Genomic DNA, 26,507 nt, shown 5'->3' on the forward strand with positions numbered 1-26,507 from the left:
GATGGATGTGGCGGTTCGGGGCGCCCTGGTGTCGACCGCGGTCATCGGGCGGGAGCGGTGCGGTGGCGCACCCGGGCCCGGACCCCGTCGCGGGGGCGGAGGTTGATGAGGAGCAGGGGTTCGACCGGCGGCTGCGGCAGCAGCTCGACGTCGAGGCGCTGGGTCATGGTGGCCGTGAGCAACTGGCCCTCCATGAGCGCGAGGTGACTGCCCACGCAGACGTGCTTACCGGTCCCGAAGGGCAGGTAGGCCTGGCGCGGCAGCGCGTGCTCGCGCTCCTTGGTGAAGCGGTCGGGATCGAACCGCTCGGGCTCCGGGTAGAGGTCGGGGCTCCGGTGCAGCGTATGGATCGCCAGGAAGATCATCGTGCCGCGGGCGATGCGACACCCGCCGATGACGGTGTCCCGCACCGCGGTGCGCAGCATCACGGCTGCGGGCGGGTAGAGCCGCATCGCCTCCTTGAAGACCTGGAGGCTGTAGGGCAGTTGCTTGAGATCCTCGAACGTCGCCGGCCGGCCGCCCAGGACGCGGTCCACCTCCTCCCGGACCCGGGCGTGCGCCTCCGGGTGGCGCGCCAGGAGGTAGAGGGCCCAGGTCTGCGCGTCGGCGGAGGTCTCCTGCGAGGCGCCCCAGATGGTGAGGGTCTCGTCCAGCAGCTGCCGGTCGTCCATCACGGCCCCGTCCTCGTACCTGGCGTTCATCAGAACCGTCAGCAGGTCCTGCACCGGGTCGTCCGCCGAGCGGCGCTCCTGGATGAAGGCGTCGATGCGGCCCCGGATGTAGTCGATCCGGGTGCGGGCCCGCAGGTTGCGCGGGGTGGGGACCGACAGCGGGAGCACGACGAGGCGGGTGAGGGCGTGCATCTCCCATTCGAAGACTCCGGTGATCGCCTCGGCCAGCGCCCGGTCGTCCCGGATACGGGTGGAGAACAGCAGCCGCGAGACGATGTTCATCGTGAGGGTGTTCATCTCGTCGAGAAGATCGACCTCGGTGTCCTCGGACCACCCCGCGAGAGCGTGTTCCGCCTCCGCGACGACGGCGTCGGCATGGCGGGCGATGCGACGCGGTGTGAAGTGCGGCAGTATCAGCTTGCGCTGCCGCGCGTGCAGGTCGCCCTCGCTGATCAGCAGCCCACGCCCCATCACGGGGGTGATCGCCCTGACCTGGCGCTCCCCCTTGTCGAAGTCCGCGGCGCGTTCGATCAGCACCTCCCGGACCGTCTCCGGGGAGCTGGCGACCGCGGCACGCTGGTGGGCGATGCGGAAGCCCGCGATACCCGGGGACTCACGGGCGATGTGGCCGACCAGTCCGAGCAGGTCGCGGCGGAGGGCACGGGCGTGCCCGATCAGCGGGGCGCCCGGTATCTCGGGCAGCGGTCGGCCCGCGGGTGCGGTGGGCGGGTGGATGGTGCTCATCGGGACGACTCCTCGGCCGCTCTTCGCAGGAGCGGGGGCAGGTGGACGAGAGGGGCGAAGTGACCGCCGGGCACCGTGTGGACGGTGGTGGGCCCCGTGGTGTGCCGGGCCCACGCCGTCGTACCGACCGCGGTCGTCACGGGGTCCCCCGATGCGTCCACGACGAGGACCGGAACGTCCGGCAACGGCCCGGGGCTGTGGCGGTACCGGTCGTGCAGGTCGAGGTCGGCGCGCAGCCGTCCCCCGATCAGTCGCGCGGCATCCCGGTCGGCCAGCATCTCTGGCGGCACGCCGCCCCAGCGGGCCGCAGCCCACTCCAGGAGAGCGACCGGGTCCTCGGGGCGTTCCTCGGGACGTGTCGGCCCCGGAGCGTCGCGCCCACTGACCACGAGTCGGGCCACAGGACGGCCGGCGTGCCGCAGCAGCCGGGTGACCTCGTAGGCCAGCAGGGCGCCCATGCTGTGACCGACCAGGGTCAGCGGCCCGGGGCCGGCAGGGACGGCATGCGCGGTCTCCCCGACCAGGCTCACCCAGTCGGCATCGCTGCCCGGCGCCAGTCCGTTGCCGGCCCAGGTGGGGGCCGCGAACAGCGTGTAGCGGTCGGCCAGCCGGTTGACCCACGGACGGAACACCGCCCGCGAGGCGCCGGCGTGTCCGAAGCAGACCAGCCGGTGCTCGCCGTCACCTCCGAGCCGCCGCAACCGCTCACCCAGCAGGGGCCCGGGGGGACGTGCCGTTCGGGCCCGGGTCACCGGACACCCCCGGCCTCGGGTGCCGTGCGCGGGCGCAGCGGAAGGATGGCGCCGGCGCGTCGGTGCGCGCGGCAGGAGTGCCACAGCTCGCGGAGCGACCGGGCCATCCCCGGGCTCTCGGTGAGCCGGTAGGCGGAATCCGCGGGCAGCGCGGTCACCAGCCGTCGATGTGCGGCGCCGTAGGCGTGGTACGGGAGCCCCGGCATCAGGTGGTGGAGCGCGTGCAGCCGCAGCCCCACGGGGGCCCAGAGTTCGGCGAGCCACCGGTTGCGCGGGTAGTTGACCGTGTCGAGCATCTGCTCCACGACGCTCATCTCCTCCTCGTTGCCCAGGTAGCGGTGGGCGGCGAGGATGCGCAGCGAGTTGGCGAGGGCGAGGACGGAGAAGACGGCGTACCACTGCAGGAGTCGTGAGACCGGGACGGCGCCGGACACGGCGAGCGCGGCCATGGCCCAGACGTAGACGGCTGCCGCCGCCTCCTGCGCCGCCCAGGAGGCGCGCTCACGACGCCCCACCGGCTGCCGGCCCTGGTACTCCAGGTCGAGCTTGATGGTGGAGAGGCTGCGGTGGACCCGGCGCCGTAGCGGGGGGATGAGCCATCCGAGGGGCGCGAGCAGGCCGAACCGGACCGGCCCGAAGAACGGCAGAGCGAACGAACCCAGCACCACGACCACGCTGTGGCGGACCGAGAGCCGGGCCAACGGCAGGTACTCGGCGTCCCGTTCGGTGCCGTACAACTTCTTGTTGTGGTGCTCCCCGTGGCTCTCGTAGAGGAAGACAGGTGCCAGCAGCGGGATGCCGACCAGCACGTTCCACCCGATCCGGAAACCGCGCAGCGCCCGCTTGGCGCGGAAGTGCGCGATCTCATGGATGAAAGCGAAGCAGCGGTAGAGGGCGAGGGCCGCGACGAGGGAGCAGAGCAGCCCGGCGGGGCTGAGCAGACCGAGCGGTCCGGCCGCCCAGAACGCGGTGACACCGACTGCGAGGCTGAGCAGGAAGTCGGTCCAGTAGATCCACACCCGGTGGCCGAAGAGGTCGCGGACGTGCCGGTGCGCTTCCTGGACGCTGAAGGACCGGCCGGCGTCGTATCGGGCACGTTCAGCGGCCAGGGGGGCGACGGCTGCGTTGTTCGTCGCCGGTGCCGCGGTCATCCTGCCGCCCCTTCGGCGCCGTCGGCCACGGTCCCGGTCCCGGTCCCGGTCCCGGAAAGCGTGCGCACCCCGGAGGCCTCGCGGCCGCGGACCTCTCGCCACAGCTGCAGGTCGGCCACGGCGAAGCCGTGCAGCTCCGCGAGGTCCCGCAGCCGGGCCGTGCGCTTCTCCTCGAGCTTCGGCCCGACGCTGGCCAGCGAGGGGTCCCGTTCCAGCGCGACGAGGGTGGCCTCCACCAGGCAGGCGTAGGACTGTCCGGGTTCCAGACCGAAGCGGACGCTGGGGCGTTGGCCGTCCGGCAGCGCGATGATGCCGCCGTCGAAGACGAACACGTCGGGACGGCTCTCGTGCAACGGTGGCACGTTCGACGGCTCCGCGAGGTCGCAGACCACCGCGTCGGGGGCGAGGTCCTCGGCGCGCAGCACGCTGGTGGGGCTGGAGGTGGCCGTCACCACGACGCCGGCGTCGGGGAGGAGCGCCGCAGCGTCGGTCCCCAGCGCCACGAGACCGCGGGACAGCAGCTCCGCCGCGGCAGCCTCGTCGTCGTCGGTGCCCGCGACTGCCCGCGCCAGCGGCCCGGACCCGCCGGCACCCCGCACCGAGGCGGCCAGCAGGGCGAGTTCGGCCCGCAGCCTCACCATGGAGCGCTCCGGGGCGGCAGGGTTGCCCAGGAGGACGAGGCCCCCGACGGCGGGTGCGAGCAGGCGGGCGACCATGGAGCCGATGGCTCCGGCGGCGCCGACCACCGCGACAGTGGTCGCAGCGATGTCCCGTCCGCGGAGCTCGGCGGCTCGCAGTACGCCGTGCGCGCCGGCAGCGGCGGTGAAGGAGTTGCCGGTGGTGACGGGGACCGGAAGCCCGGTCAGCGCGGTCGCGTTGGCCGTCACCACCGAGGTGTAGGCGCCGAGCCCGACCAGTTCGGCACCGCGCTCGGCTGCCAGGGCCACAGCCTCAGTCACCACGCGGGTCGCCCGGTCCGGCGGCAGGTCCAGCAGCCTCTCGGCGGTGTAGGGCAGTCCGATCAGCTCGCAGTGCGCCGCAGCGCCCGTCCGCGAGACGGTGCGGAAGCCGCCCACCACGAACGACGCAGGGTTGAGAACGCAACTGGCCGCGTCGAAGCGGGAGATCAGCTCCTCGACCTGCTGGGAGTCCAGCTCCCCGGTGCTGGGGTCGAGGTCGCGGAAGCTGTCGGTGTCGAGGGGGTGGACGACGAAGGCGAAGCGTGAGTCACCGGGCGCCGGTGGCTCGTAGGAGGAGTGGTGACGGAACTCGGGCCTGCGGACACCCGATCCGGGTCGGTGGCCCGCAAGGTGGCCCACCAGCCCCACGGCGTCGTTGCGCCAGACGTGATCGACCGCCCGCTCGAACCCTTCCAGGAACCGGTCGCACTGCTCCCCGGTCACGACCAAGGGCGGCTCGACGCGGACGACCCGGTTGCCGAAGAGGGTGGGCGCCACCCGGATGCCCTCGCGGCGCAGCAGGTTCCCGCAGAGCAGCATGCCGAGGTTCTCGTCGTGGGCCATGGCACCGATGAGGCCCTGGCCGCCGAAACCGTCTATCGCGTCGGAGAGCTCGACCCCCAGCAACAGTCCGCTGCCGCGCACGGCGGTGATCGCCCCGGGGTAGGCGTCGCGGATGTCCTCCAGACCGGCGCGCAACCGTTCGCCGTTCTCCCGCACCTGGCGCAGCAGCGCGCCGTCGTCGGCGGTCAGCAGGTCCAGCGTCCGCAGCCCGACCCGCGCCGCCAGGGCGCTGCCGGCGAAGGTCGAGGTGTGACGGAAGGCGAATCCCTCGGTGAGGAGATCGGCGCGCGTCAGCACCGCCGCGGTCGGAACCACACCCCCGCCGAGCGCCTTCGCCAGCGTCAGGATGTCGGGCACCACGTCGTGCTGCTCCGCGGCGAACAGGGTCCCCGTTCGGCCCAGCCCGGTCTGTACCTCGTCCAGCACGAGCAGCACTCCGTGCTCCGCGCACAGCCGCCCGGCCTCGGCCAGGTAACCGGCCGGGGCGACGTTGACGCCGCCCTCGCCCTGGATCGCCTCCACGACGAAGGCCGCGGTGGTCGCACCGTGCTGCGCCAGCGCTGCGGCCAGCGCCGTGGTGTCGCCGTAGGGAACCCGGCTGAACCCGGTGAGCGGCGCGCCGAACTCGGCCTGGTACTCGCTGCGTCCGGTGGCGGACAGCGCGGCCAGTGTCTTGCCGTGGAAACCACTGTCGGTGGAGAGGATGCCGAGGCGGCCGGTCGCCGAGCGGGCCAGCTTGATAGCCACCTCCACGGACTCGGCCCCGCTGTTGGCGAACACCACACGGTCCAGGCCCTGCGGGGCGATCCCCGCCAACCGGCCGGCGAGTTCGCCCGCGGCGCCGAGCAGCGAGGGCTGTACGAACCCCGGCTCCTCGCGGCGGTGGGTCTCGGCGACCGCCTCCCAGATCGCGGGCGGACTGTGGCCGAACGGCAGGGAGCCGTACCCGGCGGTGAAGTCGAGGTACTCGTTGCCTTCGGCGTCCCAGAGGAGGCAGCCCCGCCCGCGGGTGTACTCCACGTCGATGCCTGCGCCGTGCAACATCGACGCGAGGTCGGGATTGACGTGGCGGGAGAAGGGGTGGTCTGCGGTGGCCCTTCGGGTCCCCGGAGCGGGGCCCGTGGCGCGTCGTTCGCGCAGGAGCCTCTCCAGGTGGGCCCGGCGGGTGTCCGCCCGGTGCGGTGTACTCATCGTGCGTCGGTCCCTTCGATGCGGGCGATCATGGCTTCGACCTCGCTGTCGGTGAGATGGTCCAGGGGGCCCGGGTGGGCCGGGCGCTCCGGTTCGGTGGGGCGTGCGGACCGCCCCGGGTTGCGGTCCGCGGTGCCGTCCCCGGTGGTCGGGTCGATCGCCGACCGCAGGCGGTCGGCCACCTCGCCCAGCGACCCGGCGGTGAAGAAGGCCGAGAGCGGCAGAGTGGCGCCGAGGCGGCGACCCAGTTGGTTGCGCACCTCGACGATCACCAACGACTCGATGTCCCAGTCGGCGAGGACCGTGTCGGCGTCGACCGCCTCCGCCTCCGGGCCCAGCGCCTCGACCAGCGCCCGCCGCAGCATCGCGACGAGATCGGCCCTGTCGACCGGCGCAGCAGCAGCCCGCGGGGCGGCTGCGGGAGGCGGCGCGGCCCCCGCGTCCTCCCGGTCCACGACGACCCAGTGCCGCGTGCGCTGCCACGGGTAGGAGGGCAGGCCGGTCACCCGGCCGGTCGGCGGAGGCACCACCGCCGCGGGGTTCACGGCCGGACCGGTCTCGTGCAGCCGCCCCACTGCCTCGACCACGGTGTGGTGGGCGGTACGGCCGCGCCGCATCAGCGGCACCGGACGGCAGGCGAAAGCCGGACCACCGGCTTCCTCGCCGCGCAGCACCTCGGCGGTGAGCACCGCGTGCGGGCCGACCTCGACGGCCACGGTCCTCGTCGCGTCCGGAAGTGAGGCCAGGGCGTCCGCGAACCGCACGGTCCTCCGCAGGTTCGCTGCCCAGTAGGCGCCGTCGAGCCGGGTTTCCGGTCGACCGGTGACCGTGGAGTGGAACGGAACCGTCGGCTCACGCGGATCGATATCGGCGGCGACGAGCGCGATTTCGGCGGCGGCCGCCTCCAACAGCCGGCTGTGGAAGGCGTAGCCGCCCGGAAGCGGGGTGTGACGCACCGCCTCGCTCGTCAACTCCGCGCAGAGTCCGTCGACCGCGGACCGCAGCCCCGACACCACCGTCGAGTGCGGCCCGTTGACCGCGGCGATGTCCACCTTGTCGTGGCGAGCGAGCAGACGGGCCACCTCCGCCTCGGGCAGCGCGACGCTGACCATTCGCCCCTCTGCGGCGTGCTCGGCGATGAGACGGCCGCGCGCCCGCAGCAGGCGGAACATGGTGGGCCGGTCCAGCACGCCCGCGACCACCGCCGCCGGCAACTCACCCATGCTGTGCCCGACGACTGCGTCCGGTTCGAGTCCCACCTCCCGGAGCTGGGCTGCCAGCGCAAGCTGCACCGCCGCCACGCACCCCTGCGCGATCTCGGTGTCCGCAAGGCGGTGGCTGCCCTGCGGCGCCGTGGCCTCGGCCAGGATCGACCAGCCCGCCGTCTCCCGGACCACGGCGTCGCAGACGCGGAGTTCGGCGGCGGCCGCGGGCAGCTCCAGCAGGCCGGCTGCCATGGCCGGCCACTGGCTGCCCTGCCCCGTGAACAGCCACACCGAGCGGGTCGCGTGCGGCTCCACGGCCTCCCGGGGCTCCGCGAGCGCGGTGAGCAGGCCGGGCAGGTCAGGGGCGGTACGGACCGTCCGGACCGGGTGGTGGTCCCGGCGGTGCGCGGCCGCTGCGACCATCCGTCGGGCAGCGGTCTCGTCGCAGTCGGCCAGGGCACGCTGCCATGCCTCCGCGAGCGCGGTGAGCGCCCCGGTGCTGCGCGCCGAGAGCGGCAGCATCAGCGGGCCGCTGCCCCCGGCCGCGGGCGGCGGGACGGCGTGCCGTGCGGGGTCGTGCTCGAGGACGACGTGGGCGTTGCTCCCGCCGAACCCGAACGAGCTCACCCCGGCCCAGCGGCGGCCCGAGGGCAGCGTCCGCTCCTCGGAGGCGAGTTCGAGGCGGGTCCCGGTGAACCGCACACCGGGGCCGGGGCGGCTGAAGTCGGGTTGGGCCGGTACACGTGCGTGCTCCAGTACGAGCAGCGCCTTGATCACACCGGCGATCCCGGCGGCCGCCTCCAGGTGCCCCAGGTTGGCCTTGACCGATCCGAGCACGCAGGGCTTGTCGCCGTCACCGAGAACGGCCGCGAGCGCCTCCGCCTCCAGGGGGTCCCCGAGCGCCGTGCCGGTGCCGTGACCCTCGACGTAGTCGATGTCGGCCCCGGTCAGGCGCGCATCCCGCAGCGCGCGCGCCAGCACCTCGCGCTGTCCCCGAGGGCTGGGCGCGGTGAGACCATTGGTGCGGCCGTCCTGGTTGATCGCGCTGCCGCGCACCAGACCGCGGCCGGGCAGCCCCTCCCGGGTCGCGACGTCCTCCCGGGCCAGCAGCAGCATGCCGCACCCCTCGCCGCGCACGATGCCGTCGGCCCCCTCCTCGTAGCTGAGGCAGCGGCCCGCGGCGGAGAACGGCAGAACGCTCTCGATCATCTCGGTCGAGTACGGATCGAGCAGGGTGTTCACTCCCCCGACGAGAGCGAAGTCGCACTCGCCGGCGCGCAGGGCGCGCAACGCCAGGTGAAGGGCGGTCAGCGAGGACGAGCAGGCGGTGTCCACCGCGAGGCTGGGTCCCCGGAGGTCCAGGTGGTAGGAGAGACGTCCGGCGGTGACCGCGTGCGAGACCCCGCTCGCGCTCCACACGTCGGGACGTTCACCGGACCCGGCCGCCAGCAGGAGGTAGTCGTTGCCGCAGGTGCCGACGAAGACGCCGGTCACGCTCGTCCGGAGCCGCTGCGCGGTCACGCCGCCGTCCTCCAGCGCCTCCCACGCCGTCTCCAGGACCAGGCGCTGTTGGGGATCCATGGCCCGCGCCTCCTCCGAGCCGATGCCGAAGAACCCGGGGTCGAAGCTGTCCACACTGTCCAACCGGCCGGCCGGGCGCCACGGGCGGCCACCCGCCCCGCGACGTCCGTCACGGTCACGGGTCAGCCGGCCCACACCGTTCCCGCCCTCGGTGAGCAGACGCCAGAACCCGTCCGTCGAGGTCACCGTCGACGGCAACCGCAGCCCCACACCGAGGACGACCGCGTCCACGGGTGCCGCGACCTCCGCGGGCCGCTCCGCGAGGCGGCTCCGCAGTGCGCTCTCCGTCTCCTCCAGCGCCGCGATGCGATCGCGGGCGGACTCCAGCAGGGCCCGAACCGCCGGGGTCAACTCCCCGGCTGCCGGTGCGGTGGGAGCAGACGCCGGGCCGTCACCGGAGGCCGCGGGCAGCGCCCGGCTGATCAGCGGATACGTGCGGCGGTCCCAGGCGTGGGCGGGCAGCGCGACCCGGGCGCCGGGCTGCCAACGGGGGGTGAGACCGGCCAGGTACAACCGGGCGACCGTGTCGAGCAGCATCCGACGCGCCGCTCCGGGGTCCGCCGCCGCCCCCGGTCGCCATGCCGCGAGGTCGACACGGGGCCCGTGGGACGGCACACCGTCGTCGGCATCCGCCACAGGGGCCGCGGACGGGCCTGCGTCGAGGCAGGCAGCCCAGTGGGAGGCATCCACCTCTGCGGACCGCACCGGTCCGCCACACTGAGCCGACCACCATCCACCGGCCTCACGGCCTCCCTGCTCACCCCGGCGCACGACCGGGCGCCGGGAGGTCGAGGCAAGCAGGCCGACCGCGTCCTCCGGAACCAGCTCTCCGGCGGCGCAGGCGGCCGTGACCTCGCCGGCACCGCTGCCGCGCCAGACGGCCGGGCGCAGGCCGAGGGCTTCCAGCTGTCGGGCGACGGCGAGTTGGGCAAGGAACGTCTCCACCCGAGGGAGCGCACCGTCGGGGCCGCCGGCGGCTCCCGGGCCGGCCTCCTCCCGCAGGCGCGCGTGGAGCGTCGCATAGCTCGGAAGCTCCCGTGCAGCACGGGCCGCGAACGCGCCCCAGTCGCCTGCGGCGATGTCCGACGCCACGGCGCCGGCCGCCATCTCCGAGGCGTCCGCGGTCGACGAGCCGAAAGCGAGGCTCCAGCGGGGAGTCCGGGCCGGAGCCCGGCCGACGCCGACCAGCGCGGGGTGGTCCGTTCCGGCAGCCACCGCCGCGAGGGCGGCGATGAGAGAGCTCCGGTCGTCGGCCAGCACGGCGGCACGGTGGGCCGGGTGGTCGCGGCGGCCTGCCGCCGTCGCGGCGACCGCGGCCGGCTCCGCGTCCCGCCCCTCCGCCGCCAGCCAGCTCGCCCACTCCCCCGCGGTCTCCCGCAACGCGGCCTCGCTGTGCGCGGCCAACGGCACCAGGAACGGCGGGTGCTCGTCGGGCGCCGCCCGGTCGGTCGGCGAGGCCGCCGCGGGGCGTGCGGCTCGCAGCACAGCGTGGGCGTTGGTACCGCCGAAGCCGAAGGAGCTGACGCCGGCGAGGCGTTCCCCGCCGTCCGTGTCCGGCCAGGGCTCGACGGCAGTGGGGATACGGACCGGATGCCGTTCCAACCGCAGGTACGGGTTGGGGCGTTCGAGGTGCAGGGTGGGCGGGACACGGCCGTGGTGCATCGCCAGCGCCACCTTGATCACACCGGCGACCCCGGCGCCCGCCTCCAGGTGGCCGATGTTCGACTTCACCGATCCCATCAGCAGCTCGCGGCCCGGTTCCCGCCCGACAGCGAGGACGCCGGCGACCGCTCCGAACTCGATCGGGTCGCCCAGCGCGGTGCCCGTGCCGTGTGCCTCCAGGTACTGCACCGCGCCGGGGTCCACCCCCGCGTCCTCGTACGCCGAGCGAAGCAGCCGCTCCTGGCTGCGTCCGTTGGGGGCGAAGATGCCGTTCGACCGGCCGTCCTGGTTGACCCGGACGGCGGGCACCACCGCGTACACCCGGTCGCCCTCGGCCCGGGCGGCCTCCTCACTCCGCAGGACGAGGACACCGGCCCCCTCGGAGCGCACGTAGCCGTCGGCGCGGTGGTCGAAGGGCTTGCACCGCCCGTCAGCGGCCATGAACCCGCCGGCGGCGAACGCCTCTGTCATCTCAGGGTTCAGCAGGGCGTTGACGCCCCCGACCAGCGCGACACGGCATCGCCCCGCTCGCAGCGCGTCGACGGCGGCCCCCAGCGCGACCAGCGAGGAGGAACATGCCGTGTCGACCACGACCGAAGGCCCCTTGAGGTCCAACGCGTAGGACACCCGGTTCGCGATGATGCTGAGCACGGAACCGGTGGTGCGGTACGTACTGAGCTCCTGGCCGGGGGCGACGGCGAGCGCCCCGTGTTCGAACCCCGACGCCCCGACGAACACCCCGGTGTCGCTGCCGCGCAGCGACCCGGGAGCAATTCCCGCGTCGGCCAGCGCCTCCACCACCACCTCCAGGACCAGCCGCTGCTGGGGATCGAGGTAGTGCGCCTCCCGCGCCGAGATGCCGAACGGCGCGGCGTCGAACCGGTCGAGGTCGGGCAGCAGGCCTGCCCGGCGGGCGACGTCCCGTCCGCCGTCCGCCGGGCGTGCCGGCCCGGCGCGGTCCGGTGGGACCTCGACAATGCCGTCCCCGCCGCGGCACAGCAGCTCCCAGTAGGCGGCCAGGGACGGGGCGCCGGGAAAGCGGCAGCCCATCCCGACGATGGCGTGTCCGGGCATGGTGGGTGACCCCCTGGTCGGCATGGTTGGGAGAACGGTCGCGCGAGGGCTGGGCGAAGCCGCGGGACCGGTGGAGCACGAAGATCGGCGATGTACGGACAGCGGTCGTGCAGAGACACCTGCAGAGACAGCGGACGGGACGGGCACGGCGACCCGCGGTGGAGCGTGCGGGCGCGCCGGGGACCGGCGCGGTGCCGTGGATGCGCCGCTACGGGACCGACGGCGGACGGCCGCCTGGACCGGCCGCGGCGGGTCCGCGCGGGCTGCCTGCCTCTCCCCCGCCGAGGTTCGGTCCGGGGCGAGGTGGCGTGGCGGGGCGGAGCTCTCGGGTCAGATGTAGCGGTGCCGCCGGCACCAGGCGACGACGTCGTCCAGCGCGCGGTTCATGTCACCGGGTTCGACGCCCAGTTCGGTGCGGCACCGGCGAGGGGAGTACCGCAGCTCACCCGTGAGCATCGGCAGGTTCTCGGAACTCATGAGCAGTGCGCGCTCCGGCGAACCGATCCATGCGTTGATCGGCGCCGAGGCGATGGCGAGGGCCCGGAGCACCGGAGAGGGAACCGTCCCGCGTGGGGCGCGGGCCCCGGTGCGTTGCGCGATCCGGGCGAACAGCTCGTGATACCGGAGGTACTCCGTGGCGACGATGTATCTCCGCCCCGCGGCTCCCTTGTCGTAGGCGGCCAGTTGGGCTGCGCGGAACTCCTCGGCGGCCACGAAGCTGAACCCGCCGGGCGGGCTGAGCGGGAAGCGGCCGGCGGCGACCCGCGCGACGAGGCCGGGCCAGGCGGAACGACCGTCGCCTCCCGGGGCGATCACGCCGGCCGGGTTGAGCACGACGGCGTCCAGCCCCCGCGCCACCTCCCCGAGGACGATCCGCTCCCCGGCACGCTTGGTGTGCTGGTAGGCGTTGCGCCGCCGATCGGCCCGGTAGGGATGATCCTCATCGGCCGTGACACCGGGGGCGGGGAACCCCACCGCCGAGGCCGACGAGGTGTGCACCGTCCGCAGGCCGTGGCGACGAGCCGCCGACATGACGTGGGCGGTGCCGACCACGTTCACCTCGTGCATTGCCCGTGCCGCCTTGTTGGTCATCACCGCGACACCGGCAAGGTGGAAGAGACCGGTCCGCCCCCGGAGGGCCCGGTCCGTCCCGTCGGCGTCACGGATGTCGACCACGACGTCCTCGACGTCACCCGCTACATCGGCCAGCGAGGCGGCCGACTCGCCCTCCCTGCGCAGCGCGACCACCCGCTCGCCGCGTTCCAACAGCGCCCGCACCACGTTGGATCCCAGGCACCCGTACGCCCCCGTCACGACGATCATGACTCCCCCAGCGCGCGTTCCAGCAGCAGGTAGCGCCGATCGGGGGCGACCGGCAGCCCGCGCTCGATCAGGTACCGCATCGCGGTGTTGTCGTCGTGCACCCAGGTGGTGCGTATCTCGCGGTAGCCGCCCTCGGACACCCCGCGGAAGGTCTCCCCGAACAGGACGGGCGCGACGCCCATCGGCATCTCCGGCAGCACGCCTGCGATGAGCACGACGGCGGTGCGGATGCGGCGCGCCCTCGATCGTGCGCGCAGCAGGTCCAACGGTCCCGCCCGGCCTCCCATGCGGGCCAGCAGCTCGTTCAGGTCCGGGACCGAGAGCGTGAAGCCGACGGGCCGGCCGTCCCGTTCCACGAAGCGGACCAGGCGCGGGTCGAGCAGCGGACGGAGCGGCGCCACGATGTGGTGGAAGAGATCGTGGTCGTAGGGCAGGTTCTCCGGGCTGCTCGCGAACGACGCGTTGAACAGCGTGCGGATCAGCTCCAGGTCTGCCCCGCCGCGCCGCATGGATCTGGCTGTGAGGCCGAGGCGCCGTGCGGCGGCGTCACCCGCCGCCACCAGGCCCGGACCGCGGGCGTCGATGACCTCGGCCGGAATGCGGTACGTGGCCAGGCCCGCGCTCTCCCGGTAGCCCGCCTTCTCCCAGAGCAGCAGGTCGCCGGGACGGCCGTGGGTCTGGAAGAGCGCCGGAGGCTGGTCGAACCCCTCGATCAGCAGCCCCATGTCCTGCCCGCTGAAGTACTGGCACGGGCCGATCGCACGGGCTGCGCCCCGCGCGGCCAGCCAGGCGCCGGCAGCGTCCAGCAACTGCTCCGCGTGGTCGGCGCGGCCTGCGTGGACGTCGAGGAACCCTACGAATCCCGTGGGTGGCAACCCCTTCGGCACGCACCGCTCGTTGTAGGCCGGCATGAGAGCAGCGGCTACCCGGCCGGCGGGTCGCCCGTCCTCGTGCAGGACAAAGTGCTCGATGTCGGCGAGTGCGAAGAGCGGATTGCGGCGGCGGTCCAGGTCTCGGCGTGCGTCGGCACGTAGCGGCGGAACCCAGGTACGGTCGGCCGCGTGAATCCGGAACGGCAGATCAACCCATTCCCGTAACAGGCGACGGTCATTTCCTGCTTCACTGATCCGGCAAGGCAATATGCCCACCTTCCCCCGTTGATCCGAGTCGTACCCCGTTTGCGACCCGATACCGCGAGTATAGGTACCCCCTTCCTCGCGAAGCAAGGAAAAAATCCTACTTCCGTGAATCACTCTCACGGGTGTCTCCGGACATCTCCGCATCGCCGTCAGGACTGCCGGCGAACAGCACTCCCAGTCCGTTCCACATGACGTCGACGAACCAGTCGGCGACGTGGTCGCGAACGTCCGCGCGCTGCTCCGCCCACAGAGCGAGTCGCTCCGTGGCACCCACGAACAGCTCTGCCACCATCTCCTCCCGGAGGGGGTCGCCACCCCCGATGTGGCCGCGCAGAGCCTCGGTGGTGACACTCAGCTGCTGGCGTCGTATCGCCTCCAACTCCTCGCGCGCCAGGTCGGAAAGAGCCTGCTCACAGCGGAGGAGGCGCCACACGCCCTCGTGCTCGGCGACGAAGGAGAAGAAGGCCCGAGCACCCTGTCGGACCATGTCCTCGGGATCGCGGGCCGCCAGGGAGGCCGCCCGCACAGCCTCCGCGAGCTCCATACGCAGCTCACGGACGCACGCCAGCAGCAGGCCTTCCTTCGAGGAGAACCGGTCGTAGACAACCGGCTTGGTGACACCGACCTTCTCCGCGATGTCATCCATCGAGGTCTGGACGTAGCCACGCCTGGAGAACTCGTCGCGAGCCACCGCAAGAATCTGCCTCTCGCGATCCTCACGCGACATGCGAATACGCTTGCGCGGCCGACCAGAATTTCCCTGGGACACCATTGAATTGTTCCTTTCCGCGCGCCCCGAAGAATCGTGGCGTGCGGCGGAACTATACCCGACCGGGGAACTCCGACATTATGGGTGCGGCAACGGGCCGCGAAATGATCACCGCCCGCCGCCGCGCCGGCACCCTCAGCCGTCGGCCCCCGCCGCCACCCCGCGGCGCGCCTCGGTCACCCTCCGCGCGACCTCCAGCACCGAAGGGTGGTCGTAGAGCAGTACAGGGGACAGCTCCAGGTCGTACTGCTCCTCGATTTCCGTCACGAGTTCGACGGCGCGTATCGAGGAGAGCCCGACCTCGGTGAAGACCGCGTCCTCGGGGAGCTGCTCCACGGGGACCTCCAGGTGGGCTGCGAGCCGCTCCAGGACCCAGTCCTGGACGGCCCTCTCATCCTCGGACGGTCCTGCCGTCGCTGCTGCGTGCTGGTCGTTCATGCTTCCCCCTGAAGTCGAACGTATGAGGTGCGGTCGTATGAGGTGCGGTCGGTGGTGGGTGGTGCGGTCTCCGCGGCGACCCGGTCGCGCACGCCGACGGGGCGCGCGAGCGGAGGCGGAGGTTCGGGCGGGGCACCGGTCAGGCGCCGCCCGCCCCCAGGATCTCTCTCATGCGGCGCTGCCGATGACGGAAGTTGCGGTTCAACTCGGCTCGCACGGCGGTCCGGTCCACGAACGCTCCCATCCTGGAGGCGAACTCGACCTCGTCGCGGTAGAGGGTCCCCGTGCCGTGCGGCTCACAGCTGTGGGTGTGACGGAAGTAGGTGAAGAGGCCGCGCAGCTGGAGGTCGACGAACTGCCGGGGCCGGTCGTGCTCGGCGATGTGCGCCACCCAGCGGACCGGGATGACGTTCATCAGCCAGAAGTTCCAGGCGACGGAGGACCCCTGCCCGATCTCCTCGTCCGTCTGGCCCTTCATCGTGATCCGCGTCGGCATGATTGCGCTGTAGCCCTCCGGGGTCAGACAGAAGTCGAAGACCTTCTCCGGAGGCGCCGCGAGCAGCACCTCATGACGGACGGACTGCGTGCGGGGCGGCCGTTGCGTGACCCGTCTGCCGCTCAGCAGGCCTCGTTCCTGGTGAATGTCGACGCTCATCGACGTCGTCCCCCTCTGGTCTGTTGGATCTCACTGCTTCTCTGCTCCGGCCCACAGCCCGTGGGCGGGCCCGGCCGGCGTTCAGGGTCGCTCGCCCCGCCTTCAGGCCCGCTCGGCGCGCGCTCCCTCCACCTCTCGGTCGTCGGCCGCCGGAGTGACGGCCCCGGCGTCTCGCCCCACGCTCTCGCCGTGCGGGTCGACGCGCGGGATCAGGCGGTCGAGCGCCGCGGGCATCCACCAGTTGCGGTCACCGAGGATGGACACCGCCGCGGGTACCAGCAGCATCCGCACCACGGTGGCGTCGAGCGCGACCGCCACGGCCAGACCCAGGCCCAGCATCTTGAGCAGCGGCTCCTCGGCGAAGGCGAAACCGAGGAAGACGCTGATCATGATGAGCGCTGCGGCCGTGATGACCCGTGCGGTGTGGGTGGCGCCGTGGACCAGGCCGGTGTGGGTGTCCCCCGTCCGCAGGTACTCCTCGCGCACCCGCGCCATGAGGAACACCTGGTAGTCCATGCTCAGCCCGAAGACCACGGCGAAAAGGATGACGGGGACGAACGAGGCGATCGCCTGCGTCTCGTCCAGTCCGAGCAGTTGCATGCCCCAGCCCCACTGGAACACGGCGACGAGCACGCCGAAGGCGGCCCCGATGCCGAGCAGGTTGAAGACCGCCGCAACGGCGGCCACGGGGACAGAGCGGAACACCACCAGCAACAGGAGTGACGACAGCAGGACCACCACCACGACCACCAGCGGCGTGGCCGCCGCCGTCTCGGAGGTCAGGTCGGCGTAGAGGGCCGTGGGGCCGGTGATGAGCACCGCCACGCCGTCGCTCTCCAACGCGTCCAGTTCGGCTCGGAGGTCCTCGATCAGCTCGGCGACAGCCGGGTCCGCCGGCGCGGCGCGCGGCACGGCCTGCAGCACGTGGGCGCGACCGTCCTCGGCCGGCATGCCGTCGGAGACGAACTCGATCCGCTCGTCGTTCCCGAGGACATCGGCGGTCGCAGCCAGCACCTCGCCCTCCGTACCGTCACCGGGGTGGGTGACCAGAACGGTCACCGGACCGTTGACCCCCGGGCCGAACTCGGAGGCGAGCAGCTCGTACGAGACGCGCGCGTCCGACCCCTGGGCGGTGCTGCGGCCGTCCGGCATGCTCAGTTCCATCGAGAGCACGGGGATCGAGAGGACGAGCAGCGCGCCGGTCGCCAGCAGCAGGCAGGGCCACGGTCGCCGGTCGACGCCGTTGACCCACCGGCCCCAGAACGTCTGCCGCAGCGCGCGGTCCTCGTCGTCGGCACGGCGCCGTGTCGCCGAAGCGGCCTCCTCGTCCCGGCCCTCCCCCGTTGCGACCTCACCACCGGCGGCGGCCGCCTTCTCGGTCGAACCGCCGACCCCGGCGCGCCGGTCCGCGCGGCGCAGCACCTTCGTGCCGAACAGCCCCAGCAGGGCGGGGACCAGGGTGACCGCGGCGATGACCGAGACGAGGACCACCACGGCGCACGTGGTGGCCAGGGCACGGACCGCCGGCAGCGGCACAAGGTAGAGACCGGCGACCGCGATGACGACAGTGAAGCCCGCGAACACCACCGACCGGCCCGCGGTCGCGACCGCCGCGCCGATCGCGTCCTCCAGCGAACGGCCGCGCCGGAGTTCTTCGCGATGCCGGTTGACCACCAGCAGCGCGTAGTCGATACCGACGCCGAGGCCGATCATCACGCCGACCTGGGGCGCTTCGGTCGGGATCTCCGTCACCGCCGCCATGAGGAACAGGCCGGCGGAGACCACGCCCACGCTGCACAGCGCGATGAGGATCGGCAGACCGGCCGCGGCAGCCGAGCCGAAGACGAACAGCAACAGCACGACGGCGACCAGCAGACCCACCGCCTCGGCCCCGCCGGTCTCCGCGCCGCTGGTGGCGAAGGCGAGCTCGCCTCCCACATAGGCGGACACCCCGGCGTCACGCGCCGGCTCCAACGCCTCGGACAGATCGGAGATCCCCGCGGCCCCGACCTCCCCCACGCCGCCCTCGAAGAAGACGTCGGCGAAAGCGGTGTTGCCGTCCTGACTTACCCGGGCCTCGTCCTGCGACGGGTCGGAGATCATGGTGACGCCGACCACCTCGCTCGCCGCGCGCAGCGACTCCGCCAACGCGGCCGGGCGGTCGCCCGAGGTCAGCCCGCCGGAGTTGCCTTCCTCGGCCTCGTCCTGAGCGTGAAGAACGATCACGGCGGTGGCGCCGTCGAGGCCCGGGAAGTGTTCACCCAGCAGCTCAGCCGCCCGCTCCGCCTCGGACCCCGGCACGGAGATGTCGTCGCTCGTCTCGCCGCCATAGGCGGCGGCCAGACCACCCACCACCGCCAGAACCAGTGCCCACACGCCCACCGTCCACCACGCGCGCCGGGCGCAGCGCTGGCCGAATCTGTACAGCAAAGACGCTTTCATGACACCTCGGGCCGGTCGTGGACACGCGGAAGGATGGGAGCGGTGCGGGTGTACGGAGACGAGCAGGGGCGCACAGGGCACACCTGAATGCGCCCGGGGCGGCTACCTACCGCCGGTAGACTACTACAGGTAGGTAGGGCTGTCAGGCGTAATCAACAGACGTAGCCCGCTTGTTGATGACCCGTCACATGGGTGGAACAGGACGAGGAAGGCGCAGGTCAAAGCCTTGAGAACCTCATGCGCGCCGTCACGTGGACACAGGCGCGCGGCGGGAACAGCCGACGGCGCGGACTGCTGCACGCCCCTGTGGCCGAGCATCGTCGCGCCACCGCCGGCAGCGCCGGGATGCGGACGGCAGCAGCGGAGCAGCGCCGGAACAGACGCGTCCGGCAGGCCGGGACACATCGCCCCGGGGCCGCCCAGAGCCTCTCGTCGGGCGGAATCCGGCCAGCGGGCCGCGTCGGTCCACCGGCGGGAACGACGGGCGGGCCCGGACCCGGCCCGGCAGCGATCCGCCGGGCAACGGGGGCACCTGTCTAACGGACGATGGTCTGCACTTCCTGCACCTGGACGCTCTGGGAGGAGCCGAACTCACCCGAAGGAAGATCACCGCCGCTGCCGTCGGACCCCTCCCAGCTCACCTCCCAGGTCACCGTCGCACTCAACTCATAACCACTGCCGCCGTGCGTCGCACGGTGGTACGTGACGCCGCACGGCGGCGTCTCGCCCTTCCGGGCACTCGTCCACTCCGCGCCGATCACCCCGGCCGGCGACACCGCACACCCGTCCGGCCCCGCATGCACGGTCGCATCCGCCGTCCCCGCGTCCAGCGACACCGACACCGGCCGCGCCGTCACCGTCGACGACAGATTCGCGTAACCGTCCAGCCGCGCCGTCACCGACACCGGGTCCAACTCCGACGCCGGCAACCACACCCACGTCGCCAGATTCACCTTCTGCGCATCGGCAGCGGGGCTCACCTCGAACGACAGCTCCGGAATATCCACATGCTCGTACGCCAACTCCGCCAACACCTGAGCGTCGGGGACTCCCGAAACACTCGGCGGCGGATCGGAGTGCTCGACCCAGAGGTACGACTCGTCGCCGTAGCACGCCATCGCATCTTCGGTGCCGCGAGCATTCGGGTTGGTGTGAATCCCCCACCACGTACCCTCGTCCGCCCGGGCTACGTTGTGATCCTCGTACTTACCGTCCGGCCCGTAGAGCTTCCCGTGCTCTTCCCTCAGGCTCGATGTGTAACCGGGGGTCTCCGTCTTCTCTGCCATCGGCAGCACGTGACCGGTCCACCACTTCTTGAACTCCTGAGCCGTCCACTTCGGAGCGAAGTAGCAGGCCGGCGGTTCCCAAGCCGCGGCCTCAGCCTTCATGCCGGGACCTTCCGAGCTGCGGGCCGGCTCGACAACGACGCCTTTGAATGACGCCCCGGCGTATACGCCTTGCGAGGTGCGCCCCCCGGTCACTTCACGCCCTGCGTCTCCGTAACCAAAACCCGGCGCGGCGAGTGCGGATGAAGTTCCTATCAGCAGTGCAGCGCCAAGAGAGACACCGAAGGTGACACCCCTCATCGGCAGTCACTCCCACCCGACTCCACAGAGAATGAAGCGGTTTGCCAAACTCCGTCTTCGGTCCGCTCGAGCCTCGACGCGTACAGGAACTGTTCGCTGTCTTCCGGGTACTTTTCCCCGGACTCAATGTCGACCATGAACGCTTCACGGAAGTCGGCGCAGTAGGAAGAAGTCGCCACCCCCTCATCTCGAAGCGTCACCGACCTGTTGTAGTACTCCACTTTGCCGCTGATGCTGTAGCCCTCATCGTGAAACCGTGATACGAACTCGATGGAGTTGATGAAGCCCTCCCCGTCACTGTAGAAAGCGAGCGCCGGACGATCGGCCGATCCGCTGGTGATCGCTTCATCCACCGCCCAGATGTACTGCTCCTGGTCGGCCAGAACTGCCAGCTCGTCGGGGTCGTCGGTGTCGACCGGCTCGAACTCCTTCTCCAAATCGTCCGGAACATCGATCTCCGGGCGGTCGATGCCGTCGTCCGGGGCGTCCGTGTCGGCTTCGGCGTCCGCGTCCTCCGACTCCTCCGAGCCCTCATCGTCCTCCGACGGCGACGGGGACTGCACGCCTGCGATGTCGTCGTCCGGCTCGGAGTCCCCGCTGGAGCAGGACGTCAGCAGCAGTCCGGCCGTCGCCGCGGCAACGACGGGCAGGACAAGGTGGCGCTTCATGACAGTAACTCCCTTGCTATATACGACAACACGACAGCAAAACCGAGGCGCGCCAAGGCGCCAAGGCACCCATCAGCGGACGATGGTCTGCACTTCCTGCACCTGGACGGTCTGGGAGGAGCCGAACTCACCCGAAGGAAGATCACCGCCGCTGCCGTCGGACCCCTCCCAGCTCACCTCCCACGTCACCGTCGCACTCAACTCGTAACCGCCCCCACCGTGCGTCGCACGGTGGTACGTGACGCCGCACGGCGGCGTCTCGCCCTTCCGGGCACTCGTCCACTCCGCGCCGATCACCCCGGCCGGCGACACCGCACACCCGTCGGGCCCCGCATGCACGGTCGCATCCGCCGTCCCCGCGTCCAGCGACACCGACACCGGCCGCGCCGTCACCGTCGATGACAGATTCGCGTAACCGTCCAGCCGCGCCGTCACCGACACCGGGTCCAACTCCGACGCAGGCAACCACACCCACGTCGCCAGATTCACCTTCTGCGCATCAGCGGGGCTCACCTCGAACGACAACTCGGGAATGTCCACATGCTCGTACGCCAACTCCGCCAACATCGCAGCATCCGGAACGCCGGGACCAGGAGGCGGAGGATCGGAATGCTCCACCCAGACGTACGACTCGTCCAGGTAACAGGCCATCGCCTCCTGGGTTCCCCGGGCGTTCGGGTTGATGTGAACACCCCACCAGGTCCCGTCATCGGCCCGGGCGATGTTGTGATCCTCGTGCCTGCCGTCCGGCCCGTAGAGTTTCTTGTGCTCCCGTGTCAGCTCGGACGTGAACTCCGGGCTCTCCATGTTCCCCGCCATCGGCAGGACATGACCGGTCCACCACTGCTTGAACTCCGGAGCAGTCCATTTCGGAGCGAAGTAACAGGCCGGGGGCTCCCAGGTCGTCCTCACCGGGCTCATCTGCCCCCCGCCACCGACGGTGTCACCCTCGACCACGACGCCGCGGAACGAAGCCCCGGCCGCCAGGGTGCCGCCTTCACGGTCTCCGGTCACCTCTCGCAGATCATCGAGGTAGCCCGGGGGCTGGGCATGAGCCACGGAGGTAAGAAGCCACAGGGAGCCGCCCAGTGCGGCCACCAGTACAGTCGCCCTTAGGCGCACGACTCACCGCCTGCCGTTACCGCCCAGCCGACCACTCGCCAGGTCCCGACATCATTGAGCTCGTGGCTCAGAGTGTAGAGCCCCTGTTCATCACTCTGCGGATCTTCTTCACCCGTTTCGAGATTGACTGAATAGCTCCGGGAGAAATCGACACAGGACGAAGAAGTGGCCGTGTCCCCCTCCCTCAGCGTCACATCGCGGTTGTAGTAGCGAATCGGCCCCCCGATGCGGTAACCCATGTCCGCATAGCGCTCAACGAGTTCCACCGCGCTGATGTACGCGTCGCCGCTTGCGTAGAAGTCGAGAGCGGGCCCCGCTTCACCTTCTGCCACCGCACCGTCCACCGCAGCAACAAATCGCTCCTGATCGGCGAGGACGGCACGCTCGTCCGGGTCGTCGGTGTCGACGTCCTCGAACTCCTTGGTCATGTCATCCGGGAGTTCGATCTCCGGGCGATCGATACCGTCGTCCGGGGCGTCCGTGTCGGCTTCGGCGTCCGCGTCCTCCGACTCCTCCGAGCCCTCATCGTCCTCCGACGGCGACGGGGACTGCACGCCTGCGATGTCGTCGTCCGGCTCGGAGTCCCCGCTGGAGCAGGACGTCAGCAGCAGTCCGGCCGTCGCCGCGGCAACGACGGGCAGGACAAGGTGGCGCTTCATGGCGGTAGCTCCCCCAACAACACGACAACGGAACAGCGGATCGACGTCACAGCACGCTACCGACCCGCGACCGGACCGGCCAGACGCACCCCGTACCGAACACGTCACAAGCCACCCGCACTGCACCGAATCCCCGCCACCAGCCCTGCCACCGACGCACGCACGACGGGCCGGGCACGCGCGGTCGCGCGTGCCCGGCCCGTCGGCCGAGAACTCCTGCCGTCAGCCCAGCAGAGCCGGCAGCCCGTCGAGGGTGGTGGCAAGGTCGGCCGCGGGGATGCCGCCGCCCTGCGCCACGTCGGCGCTGCCGCCGCCGCGGCCGCCGAGCAGGCCCTTGACCACGTCGGCGGCGGACCGACCGGCCTCCTTGGCCGCCTTGTTGACGGCGACGACCACGACGCCCTTGGGCCCGGCGCCCGCACCGACGACGGCCACGCCCGGGGTGCGCTCGGGCAGCCGGTCGCGGATGGCGAGGGCCAGTTCGCGGGCGCTGCCGCCGTCGCCGTCGATGGTGGTGGTGACGGCGAGGGTGCCGGCGATGTCGCGGGCGGCGGCGGCCAGTTCGGTGGCGCGGCCCATGGACTCCTTGCGGCGGAGCTCGTTGATGGTGCGGTCGGCGGTCTTCAGCCGCTCCAGCAGCACGCCGACGCGCTCGGTGAGCTGCTCGCGGGGGGCCTGGAGCTGCTCGGCGAGCTGGGCGACGAGGTCGCGTTCGCGCGCGAGGTAGGCGAAGCCCTCGACACCGACGGCCGCCTCGACGCGGCGCATGCCGGCGCCGACGGACGCCTCTCCGGTGAGGGCGATGGTGCCGACCTGGGAGGCGTGCTGGACGTGGGTGCCGCCGCAGAGTTCACGGGACCATGCGCCGCCGATCTCGACGACGCGGACCTTCTCGCCGTAGGTCTCGCCGAACAGGGCGAGGGCGCCGAGTTCCTTGGCCTCGGCGAGCGGCATCCACCGGACGCCGACCGGCAGGTCCTGGCGCAGCGCGCGGTTGGCGGCCTCCTCGACCTCGGAGCGGACGGTCGGGGAGAGCGCGCCGCGCCACGGGAAGTCGAGGCGGAGGTAGCCGGGCCGGTTGTAGGAGCCGGCCTGGAGGGCGGCCGGGCCGAGGATCTGCCGGAGGGCGGCGTGCAGGACGTGGGTCCCGGAGTGGGCCTGCCGGGCCCCGGTCCGCCACTCGGCGTCGACCGCGGCGCGTACCTCGTCGCCGGGGGCGAGTTCACCGGCGGTGAGGCGGACCTGGTGCACGACGAGCCCGGGGAGGGCGCGCTGCACGTCGAGGACCTCGGCCTCGGCGGAGGTGCCGGTCAGGCGGCCGGCGTCGGAGTCCTGGCCACCGGACTCGGCGTAGAACGGCGTGCGGTCCAGTACGACGGTGACGATGTCGCCGGCGGTGGCGACGGGCAGCGGCCCGGCGGGGCCGAGGAGGGCGAGGACCTTGGACTCGGTCTCCAGCGCCTCGTAGGCGACCCAGTCGGTGGGGCCGTTGGCGTCGAGGACGGTGCGCAGCGCGGCGGTGTCCGCTGCGCCGGCCTTGCGGTTGCGGGCGTCGGCGCGGGCGCGTTCGCGCTGCTCGGCCATGAGCGCGGCGAAGCCGTCGCGGTCGACCTCGACGCCCTGTTCGGCGGCCATCTCCAGGGTGAGGTCGATGGGGAAGCCGTAGGTGTCGTGGAGGAGGAACGCCTGGGCGCCGGCGAGGGTGCTGCCGCCGTCGGCCTTGGTCTTCTCGACGGCGGTGTCGAGGACGGTGGTGCCCTGCTTGAGGGTCTTGCGGAAGGCGTCCTCCTCGCCGTAGGCCTGCTGCGAGATGCGCTCGAACTCGTCGGCCAGCTCGGGGTAGCTGGGCGACATGCAGTCGCGGGCGACCGGGAGCAGCTCGGGCAGGGCCGGGTCCTGGTAGCCGAGGAGGCGGGTGGCGCGGACGGCGCGGCGCAGGATGCGGCGCAGCACGTAGCCGCGGCCCTCGTTGCCGGGGGCGGTGCCGTCGGCGAGGAGCATCAGCCCGGTGCGGACGTGGTCGGCGATGACGCGGAGCCGGACGTCGTTCTCGTGGTCGGCGCCGTAGCGGACGCCGGCGAGCTTGGCGGCGTGGTCGAGGATGGGCCGCGTCTCGTCGATCTCGTAGAGGTTGTCGACGCCCTGGAGGAGGCTGGCCATGCGCTCCAGGCCCATGCCGGTGTCGATGTTGCGGCGCGGAAGTTCGCCGAGGATGGGGTAGCCGGACTTGCCGGGGCCCGCGCCGCGCTCGTACTGCATGAAGACGAGGTTCCAGAACTCCATGTACCGGTCCTCGTCGACCTCCGGGCCGCCGGCGGGCCCGTAGGCGGGGCCGCGGTCGTAGTACAGCTCGGAGCAGGGGCCGCAGGGGCCGGGGACGCCCATGGACCAGAAGTTGTCCTCGTCGCCGCGGGCGACGATGCGGTCGTCGGGCAGGCCGGAGACGCGGCGCCAGATCTCGCGGGACTCGTCGTCGCTGTGGTGGACGGTGGCCCAGATGCGGTCGGGGTCGAGGCCGTAGCCGCCCTGGTCCTGGGGGTTGGTGGAGAGCTCCCAGGCGAACCGGATGGCGTCTTCCTTGAAGTAGTCGCCGAAGGAGAAGTTGCCGTTCATCTGGAAGAAGGAGCCGTGGCGCGTGGTCTTGCCGACCTCCTCGATGTCGAGGGTGCGCACGCACTTCTGGACGCTGGTGGCGCGGTCCCACGGCGGGGTGGCCTCGCCGGTGAAGTAGGGCTTGAAGGGCACCATGCCGGCGTTGATGAAGAGGAGGGTGGGGTCCGGCGTCGGCAGCGGGGCGCTGGCGACGCGGTGGTGGCCGCGCTCGGCGAAGTAGTCCAGGAATCGGCGGCGGATCTCAGCGGTACGCAAGGGATGCTCCGGGCGTCTGCGGGTCGGGGGGATCGGGCGGGCGGCGGCGGGGTGGTCAGGCTGCCGCGGAGGCGGGTGTGCGTGCCGCGGGGGTGAGCGCCGCGTAGGTGAGGGGCGCGGAGGGGTCGATCGACAGGTCCAGGGGTGCGGGTTCGGCACCGGAGCGGACGAGGAGGTCACCGACGGCGGCGATCATCGCGCCGTTGTCGGTGCACAGGCCCAGCGGGGGGACGCGCAGGGTGATGCCGGCGGATCGGCAGCGCTGCTCGGCGAGTTCGCGGACCCGGGAGTTGGCGGCGACGCCGCCGACGACGACGAGCGTGGAGACGTCGTGCTCGCGGCAGGCGTCGACGGCCTTGCGGGTGAGGACGTCGGCGACCGCTTCCTGGAGGGAGGCGGCGCCGTCGGCGACGGGGATGTCGCGGCCTTCGGCGCGGTGCTGCTCGGACCAGCGGGCGGCGGCGGTCTTCAGGCCGGAGAAGGAGAAGGCGAAGCGGTGGCGCTCGTCGCGGGTGCCGGTGAGGGGGCGGGGGAAGGCGACGGCCTTCCGGTTCCCGTCGCGGGCGGCGCGGTCGATGGCGGGGCCGCCGGGGTAGGGCAGGCCGAAGACACGGGCGACCTTGTCGAAGCACTCGCCGGCGGCGTCGTCGAGGGTGTCGCCGAGGTGGAGGATCGGGTCGCGGACGAGGTCGCGGACGAGGAGCAGCGAGGTGTGGCCGCCGGAGACGATCAGCACCATGCAGGGCTCGGGGAGCGGCCCGTGTTCCAGGGTGTCGGCGGCGACGTGCCCGGCGAGGTGGTGCACGCCGTAGAGGGGGACGTCGAGCGCGTAGGCGATGCCCTTGGCGCCGGCGAGGCCGACCTGGAGGGCGCCGGAGAGGCCGGGCCCGGTGGTGACGGCGACGGCTCCGATGTCGCGCATGGCGAGCCCGGCCCGGTCGAGCGCCTGCTGGACGACCGGGTTGAAGGAGTGGACGTGTGCGCGGGCGGCGATCTCGGGGACGACGCCGCCGTAGCGGGCGTGTTCGGCCATGCTGGAGGCGACGGCGTGGCCGAGCAGCCTCCCGTCCCGTACCAGTCCGGCGCCCGTCTCGTCGCAGGACGATTCGATGCCCAGCACCACGCGACCTTGCATGTCCATTCCTCCGTGCTTGCCTGAGGCAATCAGAGTAGAGCGCCCGGCGTGTCCGATGCACACCGATAGCCGCGCGGGCGCGGGGCTGGGGCGGGCGGCGGCCCGGCACGGGGGCGCCCCGGCTGCGGACGCGAGCGGCGGGCGGGCGG

Annotated in this window: 17 protein-coding genes; all 17 read right to left on the bottom strand. The window is 72.2% G+C overall.

Features of this window, described 5'->3' with window-relative positions; all coding sequences use genetic code 11:
* Positions 1–41: 41 nt before the first annotated feature.
* Positions 42–1,415 (bottom strand): cytochrome P450, encoded by a 1,374-nt coding sequence (locus tag HCN52_RS05635; RefSeq protein ID WP_168087256.1) that lies wholly within the window; start codon positions 1,413–1,415, stop codon positions 42–44.
* Positions 1,412–2,167 carry a thioesterase II family protein gene (locus HCN52_RS05640; RefSeq protein WP_168087257.1) on the bottom strand — a complete coding sequence of 252 codons (756 nt, stop codon included), beginning with the start codon at positions 2,165–2,167 and terminating at the stop codon, positions 1,412–1,414. The genes HCN52_RS05635 and HCN52_RS05640 overlap by 4 nt, the downstream gene beginning before the upstream one ends.
* Complete coding sequence (locus HCN52_RS05645) at positions 2,164–3,318, bottom strand: fatty acid desaturase family protein (protein WP_168087258.1); 1,155 nt, start codon at positions 3,316–3,318, stop codon at positions 2,164–2,166. The genes HCN52_RS05640 and HCN52_RS05645 overlap by 4 nt, the downstream gene beginning before the upstream one ends.
* Entirely contained in the window at positions 3,315–6,032 is a 2,718-nt protein-coding gene (locus HCN52_RS05650) for an aminotransferase class III-fold pyridoxal phosphate-dependent enzyme (protein WP_168087259.1), read from the bottom strand. Before HCN52_RS05650 ends, HCN52_RS05645 begins: the two co-directional genes overlap by 4 nt.
* On the bottom strand, positions 6,029–11,554 hold the full coding sequence (locus tag HCN52_RS05655) for a type I polyketide synthase (RefSeq protein ID WP_168087260.1): 5,526 nt from the start codon (positions 11,552–11,554) through the stop codon (positions 6,029–6,031). The genes HCN52_RS05650 and HCN52_RS05655 overlap by 4 nt, the downstream gene beginning before the upstream one ends.
* A gap of 330 nt (positions 11,555–11,884) precedes the next feature.
* A complete protein-coding gene (locus tag HCN52_RS05660) occupies positions 11,885–12,877 on the bottom strand; it encodes an NAD-dependent epimerase/dehydratase family protein (protein ID WP_168087261.1) in 993 nt (330 codons plus the stop codon).
* Positions 12,874–13,788 carry a hypothetical protein gene (locus HCN52_RS05665; RefSeq protein ID WP_168087262.1) on the bottom strand — a complete coding sequence of 305 codons (915 nt, stop codon included), beginning with the start codon at positions 13,786–13,788 and terminating at the stop codon, positions 12,874–12,876. The genes HCN52_RS05660 and HCN52_RS05665 overlap by 4 nt, the downstream gene beginning before the upstream one ends.
* Before the next feature lie 325 nt (positions 13,789–14,113).
* Positions 14,114–14,743, bottom strand: a complete 630-nt coding sequence (locus HCN52_RS05670; RefSeq protein ID WP_168087263.1) for a TetR/AcrR family transcriptional regulator — start codon at positions 14,741–14,743, stop codon at positions 14,114–14,116.
* Positions 14,744–14,920: 177 nt separating this feature from the next.
* Entirely contained in the window at positions 14,921–15,223 is a 303-nt protein-coding gene (locus HCN52_RS05675; RefSeq protein ID WP_168087264.1) for an acyl carrier protein, read from the bottom strand.
* A gap of 139 nt (positions 15,224–15,362) precedes the next feature.
* Positions 15,363–15,878 carry an SRPBCC family protein gene (locus HCN52_RS05680; protein ID WP_168087265.1) on the bottom strand — a complete coding sequence of 172 codons (516 nt, stop codon included), beginning with the start codon at positions 15,876–15,878 and terminating at the stop codon, positions 15,363–15,365.
* A gap of 102 nt (positions 15,879–15,980) precedes the next feature.
* Positions 15,981–18,320 (bottom strand): MMPL family transporter, encoded by a 2,340-nt coding sequence (locus HCN52_RS05685; protein WP_168087266.1) that lies wholly within the window; start codon positions 18,318–18,320, stop codon positions 15,981–15,983.
* Positions 18,321–18,856: 536 nt separating this feature from the next.
* Entirely contained in the window at positions 18,857–19,708 is an 852-nt protein-coding gene (locus HCN52_RS05690) for a hypothetical protein (RefSeq protein ID WP_168087267.1), read from the bottom strand.
* Positions 19,709–19,902: 194 nt separating this feature from the next.
* Entirely contained in the window at positions 19,903–20,574 is a 672-nt protein-coding gene (locus HCN52_RS05695; protein ID WP_168087268.1) for a hypothetical protein, read from the bottom strand.
* 72 nt (positions 20,575–20,646) lie between these two features.
* Positions 20,647–21,633, bottom strand: a complete 987-nt coding sequence (locus tag HCN52_RS05700; RefSeq protein WP_168087269.1) for a hypothetical protein — start codon at positions 21,631–21,633, stop codon at positions 20,647–20,649.
* Between the two features lie 53 nt (positions 21,634–21,686).
* A complete protein-coding gene (locus HCN52_RS05705; RefSeq protein ID WP_168087270.1) occupies positions 21,687–22,355 on the bottom strand; it encodes a hypothetical protein in 669 nt (222 codons plus the stop codon).
* A gap of 222 nt (positions 22,356–22,577) precedes the next feature.
* Complete coding sequence (alaS, locus tag HCN52_RS05710; RefSeq protein WP_168087271.1) at positions 22,578–25,223, bottom strand: alanine--tRNA ligase; 2,646 nt, start codon at positions 25,221–25,223, stop codon at positions 22,578–22,580.
* Positions 25,224–25,278: 55 nt separating this feature from the next.
* Positions 25,279–26,358, bottom strand: a complete 1,080-nt coding sequence (gene tsaD, locus HCN52_RS05715) for a tRNA (adenosine(37)-N6)-threonylcarbamoyltransferase complex transferase subunit TsaD (RefSeq protein ID WP_168087273.1) — start codon at positions 26,356–26,358, stop codon at positions 25,279–25,281.
* Positions 26,359–26,507: the final 149 nt, after the last annotated feature.

The organism is Streptomyces bohaiensis, assembly GCF_012033785.1.
GTDB classification, from domain to species: Bacteria; Actinomycetota; Actinomycetes; order Streptomycetales; family Streptomycetaceae; genus Streptomyces; species Streptomyces bohaiensis.